At 62.2% G+C, this 22,719-nt stretch carries 24 protein-coding genes; 8 read left to right on the top strand and 16 right to left on the bottom strand.

Annotated features, from left to right (window positions below; genetic code table 11):
• Positions 1 to 37: 37 nt before the first annotated feature.
• The 7 genes from xth to AC097N_RS14085 form a co-directional block, all read right to left on the bottom strand.
• Positions 38 to 808, bottom strand: coding sequence for an exodeoxyribonuclease III (gene xth, locus AC097N_RS14055; RefSeq protein WP_479581887.1), 771 nt, complete (start codon positions 806 to 808; stop codon positions 38 to 40).
• A 45-nt stretch (positions 809 to 853) separates the two neighbouring features.
• Entirely contained in the window at positions 854 to 1,441 is a 588-nt protein-coding gene (locus AC097N_RS14060) for a DUF4337 domain-containing protein (RefSeq protein WP_479581890.1), read from the bottom strand.
• A gap of 3 nt (positions 1,442 to 1,444) precedes the next feature.
• The gene (locus AC097N_RS14065) at positions 1,445 to 1,939 is read right to left on the bottom strand and encodes a dihydrofolate reductase (protein WP_479581891.1); all 495 of its coding nucleotides are present in this window, start codon (positions 1,937 to 1,939) and stop codon (positions 1,445 to 1,447) included.
• A 1-nt stretch (position 1,940) separates the two neighbouring features.
• Complete coding sequence (locus AC097N_RS14070) at positions 1,941 to 2,786, bottom strand: thymidylate synthase (RefSeq protein WP_479581895.1); 846 nt, start codon at positions 2,784 to 2,786, stop codon at positions 1,941 to 1,943.
• Positions 2,787 to 2,928: 142 nt separating this feature from the next.
• Positions 2,929 to 4,089: an MFS transporter gene (locus AC097N_RS14075; RefSeq protein WP_479581896.1), complete on the bottom strand. Its 1,161-nt coding sequence runs from the start codon at positions 4,087 to 4,089 to the stop codon at positions 2,929 to 2,931.
• Position 4,090: 1 nt separating this feature from the next.
• Entirely contained in the window at positions 4,091 to 5,524 is a 1,434-nt protein-coding gene (locus AC097N_RS14080; RefSeq protein ID WP_479581899.1) for an FAD-binding oxidoreductase, read from the bottom strand.
• Between the two features lie 4 nt (positions 5,525 to 5,528).
• A complete protein-coding gene (locus AC097N_RS14085; protein ID WP_479581900.1) occupies positions 5,529 to 5,924 on the bottom strand; it encodes a DUF2069 domain-containing protein in 396 nt (131 codons plus the stop codon).
• 21 nt (positions 5,925 to 5,945) lie between these two features.
• On the opposite strand from AC097N_RS14085, the gene AC097N_RS14090 reads away from it, so the two are divergent.
• The gene (locus tag AC097N_RS14090) at positions 5,946 to 7,196 is read left to right on the top strand and encodes a YihY family inner membrane protein (protein ID WP_479581903.1); all 1,251 of its coding nucleotides are present in this window, start codon (positions 5,946 to 5,948) and stop codon (positions 7,194 to 7,196) included.
• Between the two features lie 6 nt (positions 7,197 to 7,202).
• On the opposite strand, the gene AC097N_RS14095 is transcribed toward AC097N_RS14090, so the two are convergent.
• Together AC097N_RS14095 and AC097N_RS14100 are read right to left on the bottom strand one after the other, a co-directional pair.
• Positions 7,203 to 8,009 (bottom strand): alpha/beta fold hydrolase, encoded by an 807-nt coding sequence (locus AC097N_RS14095; RefSeq protein ID WP_479581905.1) that lies wholly within the window; start codon positions 8,007 to 8,009, stop codon positions 7,203 to 7,205.
• Positions 8,006 to 9,304, bottom strand: a complete 1,299-nt coding sequence (locus tag AC097N_RS14100; RefSeq protein WP_479581907.1) for an O-acetylhomoserine aminocarboxypropyltransferase — start codon at positions 9,302 to 9,304, stop codon at positions 8,006 to 8,008. The genes AC097N_RS14095 and AC097N_RS14100 overlap by 4 nt, the downstream gene beginning before the upstream one ends.
• Before the next feature lie 136 nt (positions 9,305 to 9,440).
• Between AC097N_RS14100 and AC097N_RS14105 the strand changes: the two genes are divergently transcribed.
• Complete coding sequence (locus AC097N_RS14105; RefSeq protein ID WP_479581909.1) at positions 9,441 to 9,902, top strand: CBS domain-containing protein; 462 nt, start codon at positions 9,441 to 9,443, stop codon at positions 9,900 to 9,902.
• Positions 9,903 to 9,920: 18 nt separating this feature from the next.
• On the opposite strand, the gene AC097N_RS14110 is transcribed toward AC097N_RS14105, so the two are convergent.
• Positions 9,921 to 11,141 (bottom strand): polyhydroxyalkanoate depolymerase, encoded by a 1,221-nt coding sequence (locus AC097N_RS14110; protein WP_479581911.1) that lies wholly within the window; start codon positions 11,139 to 11,141, stop codon positions 9,921 to 9,923.
• 136 nt (positions 11,142 to 11,277) lie between these two features.
• On the opposite strand from AC097N_RS14110, the gene AC097N_RS14115 reads away from it, so the two are divergent.
• Positions 11,278 to 11,934 carry a glutathione S-transferase gene (locus tag AC097N_RS14115; protein ID WP_479581914.1) on the top strand — a complete coding sequence of 219 codons (657 nt, stop codon included), beginning with the start codon at positions 11,278 to 11,280 and terminating at the stop codon, positions 11,932 to 11,934.
• Here the strand turns inward: AC097N_RS14115 and AC097N_RS14120 are convergent, their stop codons facing one another.
• Complete coding sequence (locus tag AC097N_RS14120; RefSeq protein ID WP_479581916.1) at positions 11,935 to 12,357, bottom strand: cupin domain-containing protein; 423 nt, start codon at positions 12,355 to 12,357, stop codon at positions 11,935 to 11,937. It abuts the gene before it with no gap.
• 119 nt (positions 12,358 to 12,476) lie between these two features.
• Between AC097N_RS14120 and aroC the strand changes: the two genes are divergently transcribed.
• Positions 12,477 to 13,571 (top strand): chorismate synthase, encoded by a 1,095-nt coding sequence (gene aroC, locus AC097N_RS14125; RefSeq protein ID WP_479581919.1) that lies wholly within the window; start codon positions 12,477 to 12,479, stop codon positions 13,569 to 13,571.
• Here aroC and AC097N_RS14130 read toward each other — a convergent pair.
• From AC097N_RS14130 to AC097N_RS14150, 5 genes are read right to left on the bottom strand one after another with little or no spacing between them, the layout of a single operon-like run.
• Positions 13,555 to 14,325 carry an HpcH/HpaI aldolase family protein gene (locus AC097N_RS14130; protein ID WP_479581921.1) on the bottom strand — a complete coding sequence of 257 codons (771 nt, stop codon included), beginning with the start codon at positions 14,323 to 14,325 and terminating at the stop codon, positions 13,555 to 13,557. The genes aroC and AC097N_RS14130 overlap by 17 nt on opposite strands.
• 43 nt (positions 14,326 to 14,368) lie before the next feature.
• The gene (locus AC097N_RS14135) at positions 14,369 to 15,148 is read right to left on the bottom strand and encodes an SDR family NAD(P)-dependent oxidoreductase (protein ID WP_479581923.1); all 780 of its coding nucleotides are present in this window, start codon (positions 15,146 to 15,148) and stop codon (positions 14,369 to 14,371) included.
• A complete protein-coding gene (pdxA, locus tag AC097N_RS14140; protein ID WP_479581925.1) occupies positions 15,145 to 16,176 on the bottom strand; it encodes a 4-hydroxythreonine-4-phosphate dehydrogenase PdxA in 1,032 nt (343 codons plus the stop codon). Before pdxA ends, AC097N_RS14135 begins: the two co-directional genes overlap by 4 nt.
• A complete protein-coding gene (locus tag AC097N_RS14145; protein WP_479581927.1) occupies positions 16,173 to 17,327 on the bottom strand; it encodes a four-carbon acid sugar kinase family protein in 1,155 nt (384 codons plus the stop codon). Before AC097N_RS14145 ends, pdxA begins: the two co-directional genes overlap by 4 nt.
• On the bottom strand, positions 17,324 to 18,133 hold the full coding sequence (locus tag AC097N_RS14150; RefSeq protein ID WP_479581930.1) for a DeoR/GlpR family DNA-binding transcription regulator: 810 nt from the start codon (positions 18,131 to 18,133) through the stop codon (positions 17,324 to 17,326). The genes AC097N_RS14145 and AC097N_RS14150 overlap by 4 nt, the downstream gene beginning before the upstream one ends.
• 193 nt (positions 18,134 to 18,326) lie before the next feature.
• Here AC097N_RS14150 and AC097N_RS14155 point away from each other — a divergent pair, with 193 nt between their 5' ends.
• From AC097N_RS14155 to AC097N_RS14170, 4 genes are all read left to right on the top strand, one after another.
• Positions 18,327 to 19,328 (top strand): Bug family tripartite tricarboxylate transporter substrate binding protein, encoded by a 1,002-nt coding sequence (locus AC097N_RS14155; protein ID WP_479581932.1) that lies wholly within the window; start codon positions 18,327 to 18,329, stop codon positions 19,326 to 19,328.
• A 213-nt stretch (positions 19,329 to 19,541) separates the two neighbouring features.
• Positions 19,542 to 20,123, top strand: a complete 582-nt coding sequence (locus AC097N_RS14160; RefSeq protein ID WP_479581935.1) for a GbsR/MarR family transcriptional regulator — start codon at positions 19,542 to 19,544, stop codon at positions 20,121 to 20,123.
• Positions 20,110 to 21,483 (top strand): cytochrome ubiquinol oxidase subunit I, encoded by a 1,374-nt coding sequence (locus AC097N_RS14165; protein ID WP_479581938.1) that lies wholly within the window; start codon positions 20,110 to 20,112, stop codon positions 21,481 to 21,483. The genes AC097N_RS14160 and AC097N_RS14165 overlap by 14 nt, the downstream gene beginning before the upstream one ends.
• Entirely contained in the window at positions 21,476 to 22,510 is a 1,035-nt protein-coding gene (locus tag AC097N_RS14170; RefSeq protein WP_479581940.1) for a cytochrome d ubiquinol oxidase subunit II, read from the top strand. Before AC097N_RS14165 ends, AC097N_RS14170 begins: the two co-directional genes overlap by 8 nt.
• Positions 22,511 to 22,719 lie beyond the last annotated feature (209 nt).

Raw genomic sequence — 22,719 nt, forward strand, 5'->3', positions numbered from 1 at the left:
CGTACACAGACTGCTATTGATTAAATAGCAGTCTGCGTTAGCTCAAGGCAATGTCCACAACCACCGGAGCGTGGTCGCTGGGACGCTCGTTCTTGCGTGGCGCCTTGTCGATCACACAGCCCGTGACCAACGGCTTGAGCGCGTCGCTGACCAGAATATGGTCGATGCGCAGGCCCCGGTTGCGACGAAAGGCGAAGTCGCGGTAGTCCCACCAGGAATAAGTTTTCTCCTCGCGCGGGAACAGCCGGTAAGCGTCATGCAGGCCGAGCGAAATGAGCGCACGCAGGTGGTAGCGCTCTTCTTCCGTGCAGTGAATGGTGTCTTTGAGGCCAACCGGGTCCCACACGTCTTCGTCGTCAAAGGTGATGTTGTAGTCGCCCATCAACACCAGCTGGGGGTTCTTGACCAACTCGGCCTTGATCCAGTCGCGCAGGCCTTTAAGCCAACTCATCTTGTATTCAAACTTGTCGCTGCCGGGTTCCTGGCCATTGGGGAAATAGCCGCCAATGACCCGCACGCCGTTCACGTCGGCGCTGATCACACGCGCCATGTCGTCGTCAAAACCCGGGATGTTCTTGACCACCTGGGTGGCCGGGATGCGCGACAGCAGGGCCACGCCGTTGTAGGTTTTCTGGCCAAACCACTGGGCGTGGTAACCCGCTTGCATGAAGGCCTCTGCCGGAAACTTGTCGTCCGTCATCTTCAGTTCCTGCAGCACCAGCACATCGACCGGGTGGGCAGCGAGCCAGTCCAGTACCTGCGGCAGGCGCACGGTCAGGGAATTCACGTTCCAGGTAGCAAATTTCATAGTCAAATAAGGCTCTAGCCCCCGTTGTATATACGCAGGAAGCTATTAAATATGTAGCGCTGCCAGGCCGCCGACGACCACGCCGACGCCGCCCGCGGCAAACATGGCGTACTCGAGCCACTTCTTTTTGGTCAGCAGGGAAATGGCGGCCAGCGCGATGGAGACTTGCAGCACCGTGGTGGCCTGCGCCCAGCGGTGGTGCTGGTGCATTTGCTCGTCGCTTTGCTGGTCCCATTGGGTGGCTTGCGCTTCGAGTTTGTCGGCCCCGGCTTTGATCTCGGTTTTTTCCTTTTCGTAGCGCTCGACCTTGGCCTGGTAGGTGGTCTTTTTGTCCTCGGGCGCCAAATCACGCGCCAGTTCTGCGAGTGACTGTTTGGTGCTCTTGGCCTGGAAGAAATTCCACTGGTTGGAGGCTTCAGTCTTCTTGATGGCGGCGTTGTTCTTGAACAGTCCTGCATTGGCCTGCGTGGCCCCGCCCATGTAGCCAAACAGCGCGCCCACGGTGGCGATGATGGCGGTGAACATGGCGATCTGGTTGATCATGCCGCCGTGTTCGCCCCCGTGCCCGCCTTGTTGGGCGTGCTCCAGCTCGTGGTCGTGCGGACCGTGTACGTGAAATCCATGACCTGACATGTTTTAAATTCCTGTTTGCTTGGTGTAAGTGACAAAACTGAAGCTGAATCCCTTGACGGAGGTGTGCCGCTCGCGCGCGGTTTCACGCCATTCGGGCCCGAAGGTGGGCGCGTAAGCGTCGCCGTCAAAGTCCATGTCGATTTCGGTGACCACGGCCGTGCTGGCCAGCGGTAGCGCTTGTGCATAAATCTCGGCACCGCCGATGACCCAGGCCTCACTGTCTGCGGGGCACAAAGCCATCGCCTCGGGCAGCGAATGGGCGCACAAGGCACCTTGCGCCTGCCAGTCGGCCTGACGCGTCACCACGACGTTGAGGCGACCGGGCAGGGGACGGAATTTGGGAGGGAGCGAGTCCCAGGTCTTGCGGCCCATGATCACCGGGCAGCCCAGCGTGGTGCGCTTGAAGTGCGCCATGTCTTCAGGCAAATGCCAGGGCAGGGTGTTGTCCTTGCCGATGACGCCATTGGCCGCGCGGGCAAATATCAGGTGCAGCGCCATGTCAAACCGCCACGGGTGCCTTGATGGCCGGGTGGCATTCGTAGCCCCGCACTTCAAAGTCTTCAAACGCGTAGTCAAAGATGGACGCCGGTTTGCGTTTGATGTGCAGCGTGGGGTAGGCCAGCGGCGCACGGCTCAGTTGCAGGGCCACCTGCTCGCTGTGGTTGCTGTAGATGTGGCAGTCGCCGCCGGTCCAGATGAAATCGCCCACCTCCAGGTCGCATTGCTGCGCCACCATGTGGGTGAGCAGTGCGTAGCTGGCAATGTTGAAGGGCACGCCCAGAAAAATATCGGCGCTGCGCTGGTACAGCTGGCAGCTGAGTTTGCCTTTGCCGCCCGGCACGGTGGCCGGGGCGACGTAGAACTGGAAGAACGCGTGACAAGGCATCAGCGCCATCTTGTCCAGGTCCGCCACGTTCCAGGCGCTGACGATGATGCGGCGCGAATCGGGGTTGGCCTTGAGCGTTTTTATGACCTCTGTGATCTGGTCAATGTGGCCGCCATCCGGCGTGGGCCAGCTTCGCCATTGCACGCCATAGACCGGGCCCAGGTCGCCGTCCGGCCGCGCCCATTCGTCCCAAATGCTCACACCGCGCTCCTTGAGCCAGTTGTTGTCGCTCGATCCGGTGAGAAACCACAACAACTCCTGAATGATGGAGCGCAGGTGCACTTTTTTGGTGGTGACCAGTGGAAAGCCCTCGTTCAGGTCGAAGCGCATCTGGTAGCCAAACACGCTTTTGGTGCCGGTGCCCGTGCGGTCGGCCTTGAACACGCCGTGGGTGTCCACGTGGCGCATGAAGTCTTCGTACTGGCTGCGAACGGGGTGGGCCGGTGGCGTGTTGGGCATGGGGAATGTTGTGAATCGGATGGGGCCCGCCTTCATGAAAGGCGGTGCAGAACGGCGTATTTTAGGTCGTTCAAGCCTGCATATCACAAGTCGCCTGCTTCAAATTCGTCCTGCAGAATCGGCAAAAACGCATGGTGAGGTGTCAAGTCAACCGGTTGAGGTATTCCGTTGCCACCAGCAACAGCAGCAGCAAGACCACCACAAACGGCATGACGACGCCCAGTCCGGCGTAGGTGGCCAGCAACCCGCAGGCCGCAGGCATGACCGAGCCGCCCACGTAGGCTGCGCCAATCTGGCGGCCGATGACTTGGCGGGCGGTGTCGGGTGCAAAGCGGCGTGAGGTTTCATGCATCAGCGACGGGAATACCGGCGCGCAGCCCACGCCCATCAGCATCAGCCCGGCCAGTGACCCATAGGCAGGCAGCCCCGGGATGGCAAACAGCACCGCACCGGTGGTGGCGCACAGAATGCCCAACCGGACCAGCCGCCGGTTGCCCAGGCGGTTGGCCACCAGGCCAACGCCAAACCGGCCTGCGGTGATCGAGCCAAAAAAAACCGATACCCACAGGCCGGCGGTCAGCGCGTCCATGTGACGGTCGTTGACCAGAATACTGGCCGCCCACAGGCCCGTGCCCATTTCAGCCGCCACATAGAGCAGGAAGGTCAGCGGTGCCAGCCACAGTGCCCCCACATGCGTGGGTTTGAAGGTGGGGGCTGCAGCCTTGGGGTCGGACTCGTCGGGTGCGCTGGTGTTTTCACGGCGCCACAAAGGCAGCGTTAACAACAGGAGCACGGAAAGGGTGAGCTGGATGAGCGCCACCGTGCGGTAACCACCGGCCCAGCCGGCCGCACCCGCCAGGGCCGAGCCCATGATGAAGGGGCCGATGGTGGCGCCCACCCCCCAGAAACCGTGCAACCAGTTCATGTGCCGGGATGAATAGTGCGCGGCGACAAAGTGGTTGAGGCTGGCGTCCACCGCGCCACCGCCCAGACCCAGCGGGATGGCCAGGACCAGCAGCCAGCCGAAGCCGGGCGCCAGGGAAAAGCCCAGCAAGGCCAGCCCGGTGAGAAAGCCGCTGAGCATGACCACCGCACCCGTGCCGATGCGCTTGACCACCATGCCGCTGGCAAAGCTCGACATCGCCGAGCAGATGGTCAATGCAATGGTGATCAGTCCGACCGAGGCGAGCGGCTGGCCCAGGTCGGCCCGCATGGCCGGCCAGGCGACCCCAAGAATGCTGTCGGGCAGCCCCAGGCTGATGAAGGCCACATAGATGACGCCCAGGAGAAAGAGATGGGCCATGCTAGACCTGCACCACGCGTCCCGGGTTGAACAGGTTCTGGGGGTCCAGGGCTGCTTTCAGGGCACGCATCATCTGCAGCGCCACGGGCGACTTGTAGTGCACCAGATGGTCTACTTTGAGGCTGCCCACGCCGTGCTCGGCGGAGATCGAGCCGTCGAATTCCGTCACGGTGTCAAACACCAGGGTATTCACCTGTTCTTCATGGTCTTTGAGGAACCGGGCTGCGTCACCGCCTTGCGGCGCCTGCACGTTGTAGTGCAAATTGCCGTCCCCCAGATGCCCGAAGTTGACCAGGCGAACGCCCGGCAGGGCCTGCTGCAGGCGGGCATCGGCGGCCCGCACAAACTCCGGAATCCTGGAGACCGGGATCGAAATATCGTGCTTGATGTTGAGCCCTTCCTGGGCCTGCGCCAGGGGAATGCTTTCGCGGATGTGCCACAGCTGCCGGGCCTGTGACAGGCTTTCTGCGACCACGGCGTCGGTCATGCACCCTTGCTCCAGCGCGATTTCGAGCAGTTGCTCCAACTGGCCGCGCGCATGGGCTTCAGACTCATGGTTCGAGTTTTCCAGCAGCACGCAGAAAGGCGAGTCCAGATGCAAAGGCACGCGCAGTTGCGCAAAGTGTTTCGTGACCAGGCTCAGGGCAAATTGCCCCATGACCTCAAAGCCAGTGAGCCCCGCACCGAGGTGACGGTGCGCCAGCCCCAGCAGCGTGACGGCGTCCTCCAGCGAGGGCACGGCGGCCCAGGCCGTGAGTTGCGCCGCAGGACGGGGATAGAGCTTCATGGTCGCGGCGGTGATGATGCCCAGGGTGCCTTCAGAACCAATGAACAGGTCGCGCAGGTCGTAGCCGGTGTTGTCTTTGCGCAGGCCCGTGAGCCCGTGCCACACCTCGCCCTGCGCGGTCACCACTTCCAGGCCGAGACACAAATCGCGTGTGTTGCCATAGCGCACGACCTGCGTGCCGCCCGCATTGGTGCCGAGGTTGCCGCCGATGGTGCAGGCGCCTTCGGCGGCCAGGCTCAAAGGGAACAGGAAGTTGGCTTCTTCGGCGCAGGTTTGCAGGTTTTGCAAAATGCAGCCGGCCTCGACGGTCATGGTCAGGTTGGCGCCGTCGAGCTGGCGCACGGTGTTCATGCGTTGCAGGCTCAGGACAATCTGGCGCCCGGAGGCATCGGGTGTGGAGCCCACCACCAGCCCGGTGTTGCCGCCCTGGGGCACGAGGCTGACACGGGCTGCCGGATTCAAGATGCGGAAAGCAGCGCAGGCCTTGACCACCCGCGCCACCTCTTCGGTCGATGCGGGCCGCACCACGGCCAGCGCCTTGCCGTGAGAGCGCTTGCGCCAGTCCTGTTCCCAGGCGCTCAGGTCCCCATCGGTGAAGACATGGACGCTGCCTACGATGTGGCGAAGTTCGTCGAGCAGGGTTTGCATGGGGTCACTCCGTTTTGACGACCGACTTCAGGCGCAGGCGCACATGCAGGGCACAGGCGACAAACAGCGTCAGGCACAGCAGCACCTCGATCATGGCCAGGTAGTTGCCCGGCGGTTTGTCGCTGTAGGCCCGTACTGCCCCTTCGGTAAAGTAAACCCAGACCAGCAGACTGACCCAGCGGTAGGTGTACATGCGGTTTTTCAGCAGCCCGGCCAGCGGAATGCACAGGGGCAGGACTTTCAGCGCCAGCGAGGAGCCACCGGGGCGCAACGGCGCCAAAAAGAGTTCCCAGGCCAGGCCCAGCACGATCAGCCCGATCAGGCTGCCCACGGCCAGGAAACGGGTGGCGGTGACCAGAGGGGGCGCGGTGTTTTGTTCTGTTGAGATGGAGGTGTTCATTGGGATGGCATCATAGCGGCCATGCGTTCGTTTTCCACCCCGCCCCTGAGCTTGTCCCTGCGTCTTGATGAATTCCTGAAGGACCTGTCCCGCTTCCCCTGGAAGAGCACGGCGCTGACCTTGCGCGAGCGTTTTCGGGAAGATCACCTGGGCCTCACGGCCAGCAGCCTGACCTTCACCACCACCATGGCGCTGGTGCCCTTCATCACGGTGGCGCTCGCTATTTTTACGGCGTTCCCGATGTTCAGCAAGTTTCAGGGCGTGCTGCAGAAGTGGCTGCTGGAGAGCCTGATTCCCGACAACATCGCCCGCCAGGTGATGGGCTACCTGACGCAGTTTGCGGGCCAGGCCAGCAAACTGGGCGTGGCCGGGGTGGTGATTTTGCTGGTGACCGCGCTGGCCCTGATTTTGACAATTGACCGCACGCTCAATGGCATCTGGCGGGTGCGCCAACCCCGCTCGCTGGGCCAGCGGGTGCTGGTGTATTGGTCCGGGATGACGCTCGGCCCCTTGCTGCTGGGCGTCAGCCTGACCATCACCTCGTATGCCATCTCTGCCTCCAAGGGGGTGGTCGGCGTCGTGCCGGGTGGGGTGCAGTTGTTGCTCGATGTGCTGCAGTTCTTCCTGATGGCCGGTGGCATGGCCGCGCTCTACCACTATGTACCCAACATCCAGGTGAAATGGGGGCATGCGTGGACGGGGGGATTGTTTGTGTCAGCCGGCTTCGAGCTGGCGAAGCGGCTGCTCTCCATTTACCTGAGCAAGGTGCCCACGTATTCGGTGGTTTACGGCGCTTTTGCCACGGTGCCGATCATGCTGATCTGGATTTACGTGGCCTGGGTGATTGTGTTGCTCGGCGCCGTCATCACCGCCTATTTGCCCAGCTTGTTGTCGGGCGTGGAGCGGCGGGGCCGGTCGCACGGCCTGCAGTTCCAGCTGGCCCTGGAGGCCTTGCAGCAACTGGACCGGGTGCGGGGCACCGTGACGCGGGGCTTGTCGATTTCCCAGCTGGCGGTGCAGTTGCGGGTGGATGCCTTGCAACTGGAGCCGGTGCTGGAAACCCTGTGTGGGCTCGACTGGACGGGCTTGCTCCATGAAGAGCTTCACGGCGAGCCGGCCCGCTACGTGCTGCTGGCCAACCCCGAGACCACACCGCTGGCGCCCTTGCTCAACGCCCTCTTGCTGCAGCGTGATGAAACAACCCAAAATTTATGGGAAAAGAGCCTGTGGCCCTCTATTTCATTGCGGGACGTGCTATTAAATCAGGAGTGATGTGCTTTAACGCTGCAAAAAATGGTTCAAGGCCTGCAGCATGGGTTCGGGCGTTTCGTTCATCTGGTGGTGACCGCCGGGCAAGTACACCACCCTGGCGTGGCGGGCCTTTTGAATCAGTCCCTGCGCCGCTTTGGGTGGCGTCATCTGGTCCATGCTGCCCAGTACAAACAACACCGGACACTGCACGTCGGCCATGGCCTCTTCGCCACGGGTGTAACTGTCACACGCTTTGAAGCCGGTATAGAACAGATTGACGCGGGTGTTGCTGGCCAGCACACGACGCCCCAGCGCCATCGAGGCCCCATACATCCAGGTGCCCGGCCCCAGCGCCGAGGGCGGTGGCGCCAGCGTGGCGCGGGAAAAGATATTGACCATCTCCAGTGCCTTCATCGGCTCGTTCAGCGAAGATTCCAGCAGGGCGGGTGACACCTTCATGGGAAACGCCGTGCCCACCAGCACCAGCTGGCTCACCTGCGTGGGCGCCCGGGCAGCGGCTTCCAGAGCCACCAGCGAACCAAAGCTGTGACCGATCAGCGCGGCTTGTTCAAGCCCCGCAGCCGCCATCAGCGCGATCACAAAATCAGCGGCAGCTTCTACGGTAGTGGGTGGCTCACCCGCGCTGCGGCAGTGGCCGGGCAGGTCAACGGCCAACACGTCCCAGCCGTGATGGGCCAGGTAGCGGGTTTGCAGAATCCAGACGCTGTGGTCGTTCAGCACGCCGTGGATGAAGATGGCGGTGGGTTTGGCGGCATCAAACGTTTTTCCGCCGGTGTAGCAGTAGGTGGTGTGGCCGTTGACAATCAGGTTCATGCTGTTTTCTCCGCGACTTTGAGCGCGCGTTTCAGGTCGTCCATCAGGTCGTCCGCGTCCTCCAGCCCGATGCTCAGGCGGATCGTGCCTTGCGTGATGCCACCGGCTTCCAGGGCCTCATCACTCATGCGAAAGTGCGTGGTGCTGGCCGGGTGAATCACCAGGCTGCGGCAGTCCCCCACATTGGCCAGGTGGCTGAAGACCTTGAGCGCTTCGACGAATTTTTTGCCTTGTTCCCGGCTCCCTTTGAGGTCAAAGCTGAAGACCGACCCCGCGCCGCGGGGCAGCAGTTTTTGCGCCAGTGCATGGCTGGGGTGGCTTTCCAGCAGCGGATGACCGACACGCGATACAAAGGGCTGACTGGCCAGGAACTCCACCACTTTGCGCGTGTTGCTCATGTGGCGCTCCATGCGCAGCGACAGGGTCTCGATCCCCTGCAGAATCAGCCACGCCGAATGGGGGCTCAGGCAGGCGCCAAAGTCGCGCAGGCCCTCGCGCCGGGCGCGCAGCAGGAAGGCGCCCACGGTGGATTCCTCGGTGAAAACCATGTTGTGAAAACCGGCATAGGGTTCGCTTAGCTCGGGGAATTTGCCCGACTGGTCCCAGTCAAAACTGCCGCCATCGACCACGATGCCGCCAATCACCGTGCCGTGGCCGCTCAAAAACTTGGTGGCCGAGTGGTAGACCAGATCGGCCCCATGGTCGAACGGCTTGATAAGCCAGGGCGTGGTGAGGGTCGAGTCCACCAGCAGGGGCACGCCCGCCTCGTGCGCGATGGCGGAGACGGTGGCGATGTCCAGCACGTCCAGCCCGGGGTTGCCCACGGTTTCGCCAAAAAACAGCTTGGTGTTGGGCCGCACGGCGGCGCGCCAGCCGTCGATATCACCGGGCTTCACAAAAGTGGTCTCAATGCCGAAGCGGCGCAGCGTGTAGTGCAGCAGGTTTTGCGAGCCGCCATACAAGGCGGTGCTGGCGACGATATGGGCGCCCGCGCCCATCAAGGTGGCAATGCTCAGGTGCAGCGCAGCCTGGCCGCTGGCCGTGCTGACCGCGCCAATGCCACCCTCCAGCGCCGCCACGCGCTGCTCCAGTACCGCGTTGGTCGGGTTGCTGATGCGGGAGTACACATGGCCTGCGCGCTCCAGGTTGAAGAGCGCCGCAGCGTGGTCGCTGGACTCGAACACGAAGGAGGTGGTGAGATGAATGGGGACGGCCCGCGCGCCGGTGGCGGGGTCGGGTGCGGCACCTGCGTGCAGTGCCAGCGTGTCAAAACCGGGGTCTGAGTAGCCGGGCATGGGTTTCCTTTGATTTTGCGGTATCGCACTTTCAGTGCTTTCCCTGACGGTCAGGGGGCGAAAACCGATCTATTGTGGGCTATATTTCGGACAAGACCGCTTATTTGCGCGTCATCAACGAGTCACGAGGAGCACTATGAAAGTCAGCGATATATTGCGGGTCAAGGGCAGCACCTTGTACACGGCCACACCGGAGGAACCGCTGTCGCGGGCGCTGGACCTGATGGCTGACCGGGACATCGGTTCGCTGGTCGTCATGGAGCATGGCGACTTGGTGGGCATGCTGACCTTTCGTGAAGTCATCCAGACCGTTGTGAAAAACGGGGGCAGCATTGGCACGACCACGGTGCGTACTGCCATGGACGACGCCCCCCTGACCTGCACCACCGAGACTGAAATGGACGAAGTGCGCCGCATGATGCTGGACCGGCATGCGCGCTACATGCCGGTCATGGACAAGAAAATGCTGATGGGCGTGATCAGTTTTTACGACGTGGCCAAAGCCGTGGTGGACAGCCAAAATTTCGAAAACAAAATGCTCAAGGCCTATATCCGCGACTGGCCGGGCGGCGACGAGCCCGGTCAAGCCGACATGTGACCGGTTCCGCCAGACGGCTCAGCCCATGCTGGCGTGAATCATGTCCCGCACGCGCGGATAGATTTGCTGGTTCCATTTTTTGCCGCTGAACACGCCGTAGTGCCCCACGCCTGTCTGCACGTGGTGCGTTTTTTTGTAGGGGCGAATGTTGCAGCACAGGTCTTGCGCCGCCACCGTCTGGCCGACTGAGCAAATGTCGTCTCGCTCGCCTTCCACCGTCATCAGCGCGGTGCGCCGGATGGCGCCTGGGTTGACGATGCGGTCCTTGTAGGTGAGCTTGCCCAGCGGCAGGTCGTAGGTCTGAAACACTTTTTCCACCGTTTCCAGATAAAACTCGGCCGGCAGGTCATTCACCGCCAGGTACTCGTCATAAAAGGTCCGCAGGGTGTTGTCCTTGTCGACGTCGCCTTCCACCAGGTGGCGGTACATGTCTTTGAACGACGTTTTGTGGCGGTCCAGGTTCATGCTCAAAAACGCACTGAGCTGGATGAAGCCGGGGTAAACCCGGCGCATGTGACCCGCGTGAGGCAGCGGCACATGGCTGATCAGGTTTTTTTCAAACCACTCAATCGGCTTGCTGGTGGCCAGCGTGTTGACGCCAGTGGGGTTCACCCGGCAGTCCACGGGACCGGCCATCAAGGTGAGGCTGCGCGGTTGGGCCGGGTGGTCGTCTTCGGCCATGATGGCCGTGGCCGCCAGCGCCGCGACGCAGGGCTGGCAGACGGCCACCACGTGGGTGCCCGGTCCGATGGTTTCCACAAAGCGGATCATGTGGTCGATGTAGTCGTCCAGAGCAAACGCACCGTGCTTGAGCGACACGTCCCGGGCGTTGTGCCAGTCGGTGATGTAGACATCATGGTCCTGCAGCAAGGTGCGCACGGTTTCACGCAGCAGCGTGGCAAAGTGGCCCGACAGCGGTGCCACCAGCAGCACCGGGGGTTGGTGGGGCAGGTCAGCCGGGGTGTCCTTTTTGAAACGCAGCAGCGTGCCAAAGGGCAGGCTCAACACCTGTTCCTCCGTCACGGCCAAGTCCTGATCTCCGACCCTGACGGACGTGATGCCCCAAGCCGGACGCGAATGCGTCAGCCGCATGCGCGAAAAAACCTCCAGTGACGCGGACATCTTGCGCAGAAAACTGCCTTCTGTCTTATCCAGCCACAGGGCGGCGCTGCCGCTTCGGGCCAGCATGCGAAACGGTGACATCAGGTCGGATTGGGTTTGGTAGGCCTGATAAAGCATGGTGTTCCTGACGAGTGAAGAGCTTGTGACCCAGATGCCTGACCTGCAGGCAAGTTACGGGCCAATCTTTGGGGGTCAGCGGTTGGCACAACCCTTGCGCTGCGAATGTGCAGTTTTCCTCAATCAGGAGTTTTCCATGTCCAAAGCCGTTTTGACAATCAGCAGCAAAAACTACGGAGCCTGGTCCTTGCGGGGCTGGCTGATGGCCAGACTGGCCGGGCTGGACTTTGTGGAAGAGGTGATTTCCCCGGACGACCCGGCCATGAAGGCCGAGATGCTGTTGCTCTCCAGCAGCATGTTGGTGCCCTCGCTGCAGCACCACGGGATCAAAGTCTGGGACACCCTGGCGATTGCGGAATACCTCCATGAGATCAAACCCAAAGCCCAATTGCTGCCCGCCGATGCCAAGGCACGCTCCCATTGCCGGGCCGTTTGTGGGGAAATGCACTCGGGATTCGCCTCTCTGCGCGCCTCGCTGCCGATGAACATCAAGGCCCATTTCCCGGGCTTCAAGGTCTGGTCACGGGCGCAAGGTGATATTGACCGGGTATTGGAGATTTGGAAGGACTGCCTGTCCACCTATGGCGGCCCCTATTTGTTTGGTGATCACCCGGGCATGGCGGACGCCATGTACGCCCCCGTGGTGACCCGGTTTCTGAGTTATGACGTGGCCATGGACCCGGTCTGCGCCGCCTACTGCCAGCACATCATGGCTTTGCCTCCCATGCAGGAATGGGTCGCCGCGGCCCAGGCCGAACCCGAGGAAATTGACGAACTCGAAGCCGAGTTCTGATCACACCCACGGGGTCGGGGCCGGAATGGCACAGACCGGCTCCACATCAATCGATTTGAAATCGGCTGGGGAGACGATCTCCAGGTATTCCATGTCGGGCGAATAGTCAAACAGAAAATGCCGTATGCCCGGGCGCTGGTGCACCACGTCACCGGCCTGCACCAGGGTCTCCTTGTCCTCGTACATGAAGCGGGCCCAGCCTTTGGTCATGATCACGATCTGGAAATCTGCCTCATGTCGGTGCCAGCCCGTGCCTGTTTCTGGTGCCATGTTTGCCTTCACAAGGTGCGCAATCACTTTGCCGTTGGTGGCTTCGGCAACACCCAGGTCACGGTACAGAAAAAAATCGCGCAGTCCGCCGGGCACAAATTGCGTGTCATCGGGTTTGACATGGGAAAACTGGGTCGTGGTGCGGTCGAGCATGGGGAACTCCTGTTCAGTCAATTAAAAAAGAGGCGAATGGTGCAGTGCAGCATCTAGCAGGAACTGTTCCAGCCGCGGCGCAGCATCCGGGTGCATTCGGGTCTGGGATAATCCGGTGCATGAGCGGTAACACATTCGGAAAACTCTTCGCAGTCACCAACTTTGGTGAATCCCACGGTCCGGCCATTGGCTGCGTGATTGACGGCTGCCCGCCGGGCATGACCTTGAGCGAGGCTGACATTCAGGGCGACCTCGACCGCCGACGCCCCGGCACCTCCAAATTTGTGACGCAGCGCAACGAGCCGGATGCGGTCGAGATTTTGTCGGGCGTCTACCAGGGCAAAACCACGGGAACGCCCATTTGCCTGTTGATCAAAAACACCGATCAGCGCAGCAAAGACTACGGCAATATCCTGGAGTCTTTCCGCCCCGGTCATGCCGACTACACCTATTTTCAGAAATACGGCATTCGCGACCCACGCGGCGGCGGCCGTTCGTCCGCACGCCTGACCGCCCCCATGGTGGCGGCCGGTGCCGTGGCCAAGAAGTGGCTGTTCGAGCAGTACGGCACGCTGTTTCGCGGTTGCATGACCCAGATTGGTGAATTGCCCATTGGCTTTGAGTCGTGGGACCTCGTGCCCAACAACCCGTTTTTTGCACCGGTGGCCGATGTGTCCGCGCTGGAAGCCTACATGGAAGCCTTGCGCAAGGGCGGCGACTCCTGTGGCGCCCGCATCCGGGTGTCCGCCTCCAACGTGCCCGTGGGCCTGGGCGAGCCGCTGTTTGACAAGATGGACGCCGACATTGCCTACGCCATGATGGGCATCAATGCGGTCAAAGGCGTGGAGATTGGCGCCGGTTTTGCCAGCGTCAGCCAGCGCGGCACCACCCATGGGGACTCGCTGTCGCCGCAGGGCTTCAAGTCCAACAATTCAGGTGGGGTACTGGGTGGCATCAGCACCGGGCAAGACCTGGAGGTCTCGATTGCCATCAAGCCCACCAGTTCCATCATCACGCCACGCGAGTCGATTGATGTGAACGGTCAGTCCACCGAAGTCATCACCAAAGGCCGGCACGACCCTTGTGTGGGTATCCGCGCCACACCCATTGCCGAGGCCATGCTGGCGCTGGTGGTGATGGACCACGCCTTGCGCCACCGCGCCCAATGCGGCGATGTGGTGGCGACGTTGGCGCCGATCAAGGCATCGGTTTAAACCGGGCGGCCAAGGCATCTGCCGCTGCGATCAGCAAGTGCATGTCGGTGCCAACGCCAACCATGGTGGCGCCTTGGTCAAGGTAGGGCTCCCCCTTGCCATCGACCGTCAAAATGCCAACGGGCATGCCGGCGGCTCGGCCAATGGCAATGGCCTGGCTGATGGCCGCCTGGACTTCCGGGTGCCCCGATTGCCCGCGGTGCCCCAAACTCGCCGCCAGGTCGGATGGGCCGATGAAGACCGCATCGACGCCTGGCACACGGCAAATGGCCTCCAGGTCTTGCAGCGCTTCAACCGATTCAATTTGCAGCACCAATGCAATCTCGTCATTGGCCCTCGCCATGAAGTCCTTGAAGCGGGTGTAACCGCCAGCACGTGTGCTGCCCGCGACGCCGCGCACGCCTTCGGGCGCAAAGCGGGTGAACGAGACCGCTTCGCGCGCCTCCGAAGCGCTGCGGATGTTGGGAATCATCAGGTTGCTGGTACCAGCGTCCAGTGCGCGTTTGATGAAGGCCATGTCGTTGGACGGCACCCGCACCACCGCTGCACTGGGGCTGGTGCGCAGGGCAAGCAATTGGGTGCTGATGATGTCCAGGTTGCTTTGCGTGTGCTCCATATCAAGCAGCAACCAGTCAAAACCGGCGTGGGCGACGCACTCTACGGTGGGCAGGAAGGCGAAGTTGCACCACAGGCCGATCAGGGGTCGGCCCGAGGCCAACGCTTGTTTGAATTCGTTGCGGGGAAGGCTGTTCATGTGGGTCTCCTCTTTGTTTTTAAATGACGAATCTCGCAGCGGATCAAGGCATCAATTGCCCGCCGTTAACCTCAATGATCTGGCCGGTGATGTAACCTGACAGCGTGTCATCGGCAAGAAACAGGTAGGCGCCCACACAGTCGTCAGGGCTGCCGGTGCGGCCCATGGGAATGCTTTTGCGCGCGCCTTCCAATTGTTCAGGTGTCGAATTGCGCACGTGAAAATCGGTCAGGATCACGCCGGGCGCCACGCCGTTGACGCGCACGCCGTGGGGTGCCATTTCGCGTGCAAAAACGCGGGTCATGGTGCTCACAAAGGCTTTGGCCGAGCCATACAGACCCACGCCTTCGCCACCGCCGGTGCGGGCCGCAATGGAGGTGGTGTTGATCATGCTGCCGTGCCCGGCGGTGCGCATCACGGGCGCAGCGGCGCGGCAGATGGCAAAGGCGGCGTGCACGTTGAGGCCCATCACGCGGTCGTAGTCCTCGTCCGTGGCCAGTTCCAGCGGGCGGCGGCCAAACATGTCGCCTGCGTTGTTGACCAGAACGTCGAGCCCGCCAAAGGCCTGAACGGTTTTTTCAACCAGTTGATTGGCCACCGAGCGGTCCTGCAAGTCACCGCCCAGCGTGATCGCAGTGCCGCCTGACTGGCGAATGGCTTCAGCCACTGCCTCGGCGCCTTCCTGGTTGCGTGAGTAGTGCACCGCCACCTGGGCGCCTGCCGCGCCAAAAGCTTGCGCCACGGCGGCGCCGATGCCCGAGCCGCCGCCCGTGATCAGGATGCTGCGGCCGGCAAATTTGAGAGCGTGTGAGGGGTTGATCATGAAAGTGTTTCCAGTTTGTGAGTGCGGCGCAGGCCTTCCACCAGGGTCATGGCGTATTGGGTGGCATCCACCATGCTGTCGGCGCTGGCAATGCCTTTGCCGACAATGTCGAACGCGGTCCCATGGTCCACCGAGGTGCGCAAAATGGGCAGGCCCAGCGTGATGTTGACGCCGCTCACCGCGTTCCATGCCCCGGTGGCGGGGTCGATGGAAAAGCCCAGCAGCTTGACCGGGATATGCCCCTGGTCATGGAACATCGCCACCACCGCATCAAACTGTGCAGCGCGCAATTTGATGAACACGGTGTCGCCCGCCCAGGGGCCGGTCACGAGATGCCCGGCCGCCACGTATTCAGCCACGATGGGCGCAATGATTTCGGCGTCTTCCTTACCTAGAATGCCGCCTTCTCCCGCATGCGGGTTGAGTCCAGCCACGGCGACCCGGGGTTGTTCGATGCCCAGCGCACGCAAGGCATCAAGCGTGACGTCCAGCACCCGGCGCAGGCGCACGGGCGTCAGGCGTTTGGGTACTTCCGACAGTGGGCAGTGAGTTGAAACATGGGTCACACGCATGCCGCCATGCGCCAGCATCATGACGCCGTCACGCATGCCGGTGAGGTGCGCGAGCATTTCGGTGTGGCCCTCAAACGGGTAGCCCGCGAGGTGCAAGGCTTCCTTGCACAAGGGGGCGGTCACGATGGCGTCGATGTTGCCCGCCTGGGTCATCCGGACGGCCCGCTCCACCGCCAGGTAAGACCATTTGCCGCCTGCTGCCGAGACTTCGCCCACGGGCATGGGACCGGTCACGGGGCCGACGTCAATCATCGTCAAGGGGGCTGCCTGGCTGGTGACATCCAGCTTAAACAAGTCGGCGGCCCGCTCCAGCGCCTGGCGGCTGCCCAGCACCGTCAGTTCGATGCGGCGCTGCGCCACTAGATCACGCATCTGGTGGGCGGCCTTGACGATGATTTCGGGGCCAATGCCGGCCGGGTCGCCCATGGTCATGGCCAGTCGTATGGGTTGGTTCATAAGGCGTGTTCCTTTTCGGTGAGTGTTGCGAGTAGCGCTGACAGGTCGTCCGGCGCGCCAAACGCACCTGAACGTGAATAACAGGTCACACCGTCCCAGAGGCCGCCTTGCAGCGTGGCCCGGCCCCAGCCCGCGCGCGGACTGGCGTGGGCGGACAGGCTCTGGGTGGTGGCGGCTTCACACAGGGCGAGCAGGGTGTCACCACCCACCACCACCAGATTTGCCGGGCGGGGCAGGGTGTTGACGATGTGCTGTGCTTGCTGAGTCAAACGGGCGCTGGCGGCGGCTGCGGACAGGGTCTCTTCACTGGAGAGGTCCAGCAATTTGAGGCGCTGGTCGTGGCTCAAGGCCTGGCGTTGTTCCCGCAAGACCGGATGCCGACTGGCGGTGACCACCAGCGTTGTGCCCTGGCTTGGGGCGAGTAGCCTGGTGCTGGCCGGTGCTTGCTGCCCATGGCGCGCCAGGGCCCCGGCCAGCCCGGCACTGCCGCACCACAGCCAGCGCCGGGAGGTCGGTGCTTCAGCGCAGCTCCATGCGGCCAGCCTGGCCAAATCTGCGTCGTTCACGACGTCCGGGATCAACAGGCCTGAGGCCTGGGAAAAATCGTCGGCACCGATGTTGCGCACCAACCGGGCTGGCAAGCCCACGGCTGCAAAAGCCTCCCGCAACGCGATGGGCTGGGCGACCGTGGGCGCATCAGGCTGCTGCGGTGGCCCGACCCAGTGTTGACCATGGCGGGTGAAGCGGCCTTGCTCCGGGTAGGCAGGTGCAAAAATCACACCGTCAAAACCACCGTGCTGCACCAGCCATGCAATTTCGGCAAAGGTATTGCCCCGCAGCAGGCTGTCAACTTTTTTGAACGACCGGTAACCCTGGTCGGCGTCTGGCGCGAACCAAGGCATGCTGGCTTCCAGCGCGCGGGCAAGGCGGGATGCCGACACATCACGCGTGGCGGTGGCCAAGGCCTGCGCGGGACCGCTGGCAACGCCGCTGGCAGGGCGGGCCGCAGGGTCCGCCTGCACAGCCTGCATAAAAACAGGCACCGCCTGTTGCCCGGAGAAGGCCGCTGCGGTGTCCAGCGCGCCGGTCAGGTCGTCGGCCAGAATGCGCCAACAGGGCGCGGGGCGGGGCATGGCCTCTGCCACGCTCATGCCACGGACACTTGTGTCACGCGCAGGCCCATTGCCCGCAGGGCGTCGGCGTCGGTGCCCGGCAGGCCGGTGTCCGTGATGAGTTCATTGACATCCTGCAACCCGCAAACGGTCATGAAGGCACGGGGCCGGAATTTGGATGAATCCACCAGCAGGCGTTTGGCGGTGGCGGCCTGCAGGAAGGCGCGTTTCACGGCCGCCACTTCGGGCTCGGTCTCCGACAGCAAGCCGTCGGTGATGGCATGGGTGCCCATCAGCAACACGTCCGCACGAATCTGGCGTGCGCCTGACAGAACTTCGTCCCCCATGAGGGTGTTGCTGCCGCGGCGCATCACGCCGCCCAGCACATGCACGCGAATCAGGGCGCTGCTGCCGAGCACCTGCGCAATGGCCAGGTCGTTGGTCACGGCCACCAGCTCAATGTGGCGCTCGACGGCTGCGCGGGCGGCTTCCATCACGGTCGAACCGCTGTCAAAGATAACGCTTTGCCCGGCTTTCAGGTCTGCGGCTGCGGCGTAACCGATGGCCCTTTTTTCACGCGGCGACAACTCGGCGGCGGCGATGGGATCAGGCTCAAACGTGCTGTAGTGCTGTTGGCGCAGCAGGGCGCCGCCGTGGGTGCGGTCCAGCACGCCTTCTGCCTCCAGCGCGTCCAGATCACGGCGCAGGGTGGACAACGAGGCATCCATCGCCTGGGCCAGCTGCTGCAAAGTCACGGCACCGTGGCGCCTCAAGAAATCAACGATTCGGTCACGCCTTTGGCTTGGAAGCAGGGAAATAACGCTCAGTTTGCTTGCAGAATTCATGTGGATTGGTAGATTTTGATAGGGTTTATACCTAATAAAACGCTATTTATGCAAATACTTGTTGATTGAATTTGGTAGATTGTGAAAGAATTTGATCTGGTTTGCAAGTCATTGATTGGCAAACACTGAACGGAGCCCTCCTTTTCGGGCGACGCCTTGGCTCAACCGAGCCATAACAACCGGAGACACCCCCATGTTTGAACCTCTTCAACCCACGCGTCGCGTGCTGCTTTCTGTCATGGCTGTGGCCGCAGCCGTGGCCGCTACGCTGCCTGTGGCCGTGCAGGCCCAGGGGACCTACCCCAACCGCCCCGTGACCTTGATCGTTCCTTATCCGGCCGGTGGGGCGAACGATGCTGTGGGTCGCCTGATTGGCCAGAAACTGGCCGAAACCCTGGGTCAGCCTGTGGTGGTGGACAACCGGCCCGGTGCGGGAACGACAATCGGCGCGGCCCTGGCGGCCAAGGCCCCGGCAGACGGATACACCCTTGTTTTGGGGTCGCTGGCAAGCCATGCCGTCAGCCCCCACCTGATCCCAACAGCGGGCTATGACGCCGTCAAAGACTTTACGCCCATCGGCCTCATTGGTGTGGCGCCGATCGTGGCCACGGTCAACAAGGAGTCGCCGTACACCACACTCAAATCCCTGGTCGATGACGCCAAGAAAAGGCCGGGCGAGGTGATGTATGGCTCCTCCGGCAACGGCTCTCCCTTGCATCTGGCGGGGGAGCTGTTTTCCAACGTGGCACATGTGAACATGACCCATGTGCCCTACAAAGGTGGCAGCGCCCACACCATGGACCTGATTGGTGGACGCCTGTCGGTCATTTTTGACACCACCACCGGGGCCATGCCCATGATCAAGGGCGACAAGCTTCGCCCGATTGCTGTTGCTTCGCCCACGCGACTGGCCGAGTTGCCCAATGTGCCCACCTTTGCAGAGGCCGGTTATCCCGGCTTCGAGGTGTCAGGCTGGTACGCGTTGTATGCGCCAGCCAAGACGCCAGCGGATGTCGTGGCCCGTCTGAGCGCCGATTTGGGCAAGGTCATGAGCATGCCGGAGGTTGACGCCAAACTCCGTGGGCTGGCCGTCAAGCCCAGCTATGGCACACCGCTGGAACTGGCAAGCTTCACGCAGAGCGAGTTTTCCAAATTCGGCAAGGTGATCAAGGCGGGCAATATCAAGGCGGATTAAAAATAAGGCTAAAACATCGTCTAGCCCTTTATCCACCTGCGAAGCCCGCTATAAGAACTATAGCGGGCTTCGGCATTTGTCAGAAGGTGTCGCCGTATGCGCGCCAAACCGGCCGACAACTAATAACCCCTGATTGATCTAGGTCATTGACATTGCTGTGTTCTGAGTTTTCAGTAATTACTGAAAATACGGGAAATTCAGAAAAGGCCCACCGTGAACCTGCCCCCCTTGACCCAGCGTTTTGTCCTGCACTTCGGTGAAATGGGAAGCCGCTGGGGGATCAACCGCACCGTGGGGCAGATTTATGCCCTCTTGTATGTGTCAAACAAGCCCCTCAATGCCGACGAGGTGGGCGAGGCGCTGGGGTTTTCGCGCTCCAACGTCAGCATGGGGCTCAAGGAGCTGCAGTCCTGGAGCCTGGTGCGGCTGATCCATCAGCCCAATGACCGGCGCGAGTACTTTCAGGCGCCTGAAGATGTGTGGGCGATTTTCCGCACGCTGGCCGTCGAGCGGCGCAAGCGTGAAATCGACCCCACGCTCTCCATGCTGCGCGATGCGCTGATGGAGCAGCCCAGCGTGGCCGAAGACATCCACGCCCAGGCCCGCATGAAACAGATGCACGAGTTCATCGAACTCATGACCGACTGGCTGGACGACGTGGAAAAGATGGACTCCGCCACCCTGGCCAGCCTGATGAAGCTGGGCTCCAAGGTGCAGAAGCTGCTGGAGATGAAAGACCGGGTCAAGCAGGTGTTCTCCCTGTCGTCTGACGAGGTGAAAAATGGAAGCCTTTGACCCCGTCGTCCTGGCCCGCATCCAGTTTGCGGCCAACATGACCTTTCACATCCTGTTCCCCACCATCAGCATCTCGATGGGCTGGGTGCTGCTGTTTTTCAAAACCCGTTTTGTGGCCACCGGCCAGCCGCACTGGATGGATGCCTACCAGTTCTGGGTGAAGATATTTGCACTCACCTTTGCGCTGGGCGTGGTCAGCGGCATCACCATGAGTTTCCAGTTTGGCACCAACTGGCCGGGCTTCATGACCACGGTCGGCAATGTGGCCGGACCCCTGCTGGCCTACGAGGTGCTGACCGCGTTTTTTCTGGAAGCCACCATGCTCGGCATCATGCTGTTTGGTCGGGGGCGGGTGAGTGAAAGGGTGCACACCATCGCCACCTTCCTGGTGGCGGCGGGCACCACGGCTTCGGCCTTCTGGATTCTGGCGCTCAACTCCTGGATGCACACCCCGGCCGGGTTTGAGATGATCAACGGGCAGGCCCATGTGACCAGTTGGCTGGAGGTGATCTTCAACCCCTCGTTTCCCTACCGCTTCACCCACATGCTGATCGCCTCCGGCCTGACCGTGGCGTTTTTGCTGGCGGGCATCAGCGCCTACCGCTGGCTCAAAAATGACCGGGGCGCGGACGTGCGGGCCGGACTGCGCACCGGCCTGCTGGTGGCGGCCGTGCTTATCCCGATCCAGATCGTGGTGGGTGACCTGCATGGCGTGAACACGCTGCACCACCAGCCCGCCAAGATTGCCGCCATGGAAGGCATTTGGGAAACCCAGCGCGGCGCACCGGCGGTGCTCTTGGGATGGCCCGACGCGGCCAGCCAGTCCAACCGGTTCGAGATTGCGGTGCCCAAACTGGCCTCCTTCTACCTCACCCACGACTGGAATGGCGAGGTCAAGGGCATCAAGGACTTTGGCGACCAGCACCCCCCGGTGGCCCCCGTGTTTTTTGCGTTCAGGATCATGGTGGGCGTGGGCCTGCTGATGCTGGCGGTGAGCTGGCTCAGCGTCTGGCAAACGCGCCAGCAGCGGGCTATTCAACCCTGGCTGGCCCGCGTGCTGGTCGCCATGACCTTTGCCGGCTGGGTGGCCTTGATTGCCGGCTGGTACGTGACGGAAATCGGGCGCCAGCCCTGGCTGGTGCAAGGCGTGTTGACGGCCGCGCAAGCTGCCTCCACCGTGCCTGCGGCCCATATTGCCCTCACCCTGGCCCTGTACCTCTGCTTGTATGGCGCGCTCTTGGTGGCGTATGTCAGCGTCGTCTTCCATCTGGCCAAAAAGGCCACGGTGAAAGACGTGCCTGTGGCGCCCGCCGCGACACCTCGCGTGCAAGCACCCATTGCAGGAGTCCAACATGCTTGAGCACATTCCTGACCTGACCCAAGCCGCCGGCTGGCTGCCCCTGGTGTTTGCGCTGGTCATGGCACTGGCGATGCTGGCTTATGTGATTCTGGACGGCTACGACCTGGGCGTGGGCGTGCTGCTGCGCCGCGCGGATGACGCGGACCAGAAAGACACCATGATTGCCAGCATCGGCCCCTTCTGGGACGCCAACGAAACCTGGCTGGTGCTGGGCGTGGGCGTGTTGCTGGTGGCGTTCCCGATGGCCCATGGCGTGATCCTGGGCGCGCTGTATTTACCCGTGGCCTTGATGCTGATGGCACTCACGCTGCGCGGCGTGGCTTTTGACTTTCGGGTCAAGGCCCGGGCCGAGCACAAGCCCCTGTGGGACCGGGCGTTTTACACCGGCTCCTTGCTGGCGGGCTGGTCACAGGGCTTCATGCTGGGTGGGCTGATCACCGGGTTCAAGGGCGACCTGATGAGCCAGCTGTTCAGCGCCCTGATTGGCCTGTGCCTGGTGGCCGCCTACTGCCTGCTGGGCGCTGGCTGGCTGATCATGAAAACCGAAGGCGCGCTGCAACTCAAAGCCGTGGCCTGGGCGCGCGGCAGCTGGTGGTTTGCCGCCGCCGGTGTGGCCGCTATCTCGCTGGCCACGCCGCTGGTGAGCCCGCGCATTTTTGAGAAATGGTTCAGCTTTCCCAATCTGGTCATGCTGTTCCCCATTCCGGCCATCACCCTCGTGTTGTTTTTTGTCATGGCGCGCAGCCTGAAACGCCTGCCCACCCGCCTGGCCCAAGGCAACCAGTACGGCGCCGCTGTGCCGTTTGCCTGCACGGTGGGGGTGTTTCTGCTGGCGTTCTATGGCTTGGCCTACAGCCTGTTCCCCTGGCTGGTGGTGGACCGCATCACCGTCTGGCAGGCCGCCAGTGCGCCCGAGGCGCTGCAGGTCATTTTCTACGGCGTGGTGGTGGTGCTGCCCGTCATCATTGGCTACACGGTGTTTGCCTACCGCGTGTTCTGGGGCAAATCCACGGCCTTGAAGTATTGAGGGGATTTATAAGAAATCGGGCTGTAGCGCAGGTGGGACGTGCGGGAGTAGCTATTTATTTTGTAGCATTTTCAGGGATCAGCCTGCAAATGACATTCGCCAGGTTCTCGCCACGGCCGGGTCAGCGCCCAAAGCAGCCAGCCATGATCCTGAAGACCTGACGTTCGCGGGTTCGCCTGGTCAGGCCAGAGCGGTCATTCAGCAGCGGC

It is taken from the genome of Rhodoferax sp. LS1R11 (assembly GCF_056521395.1).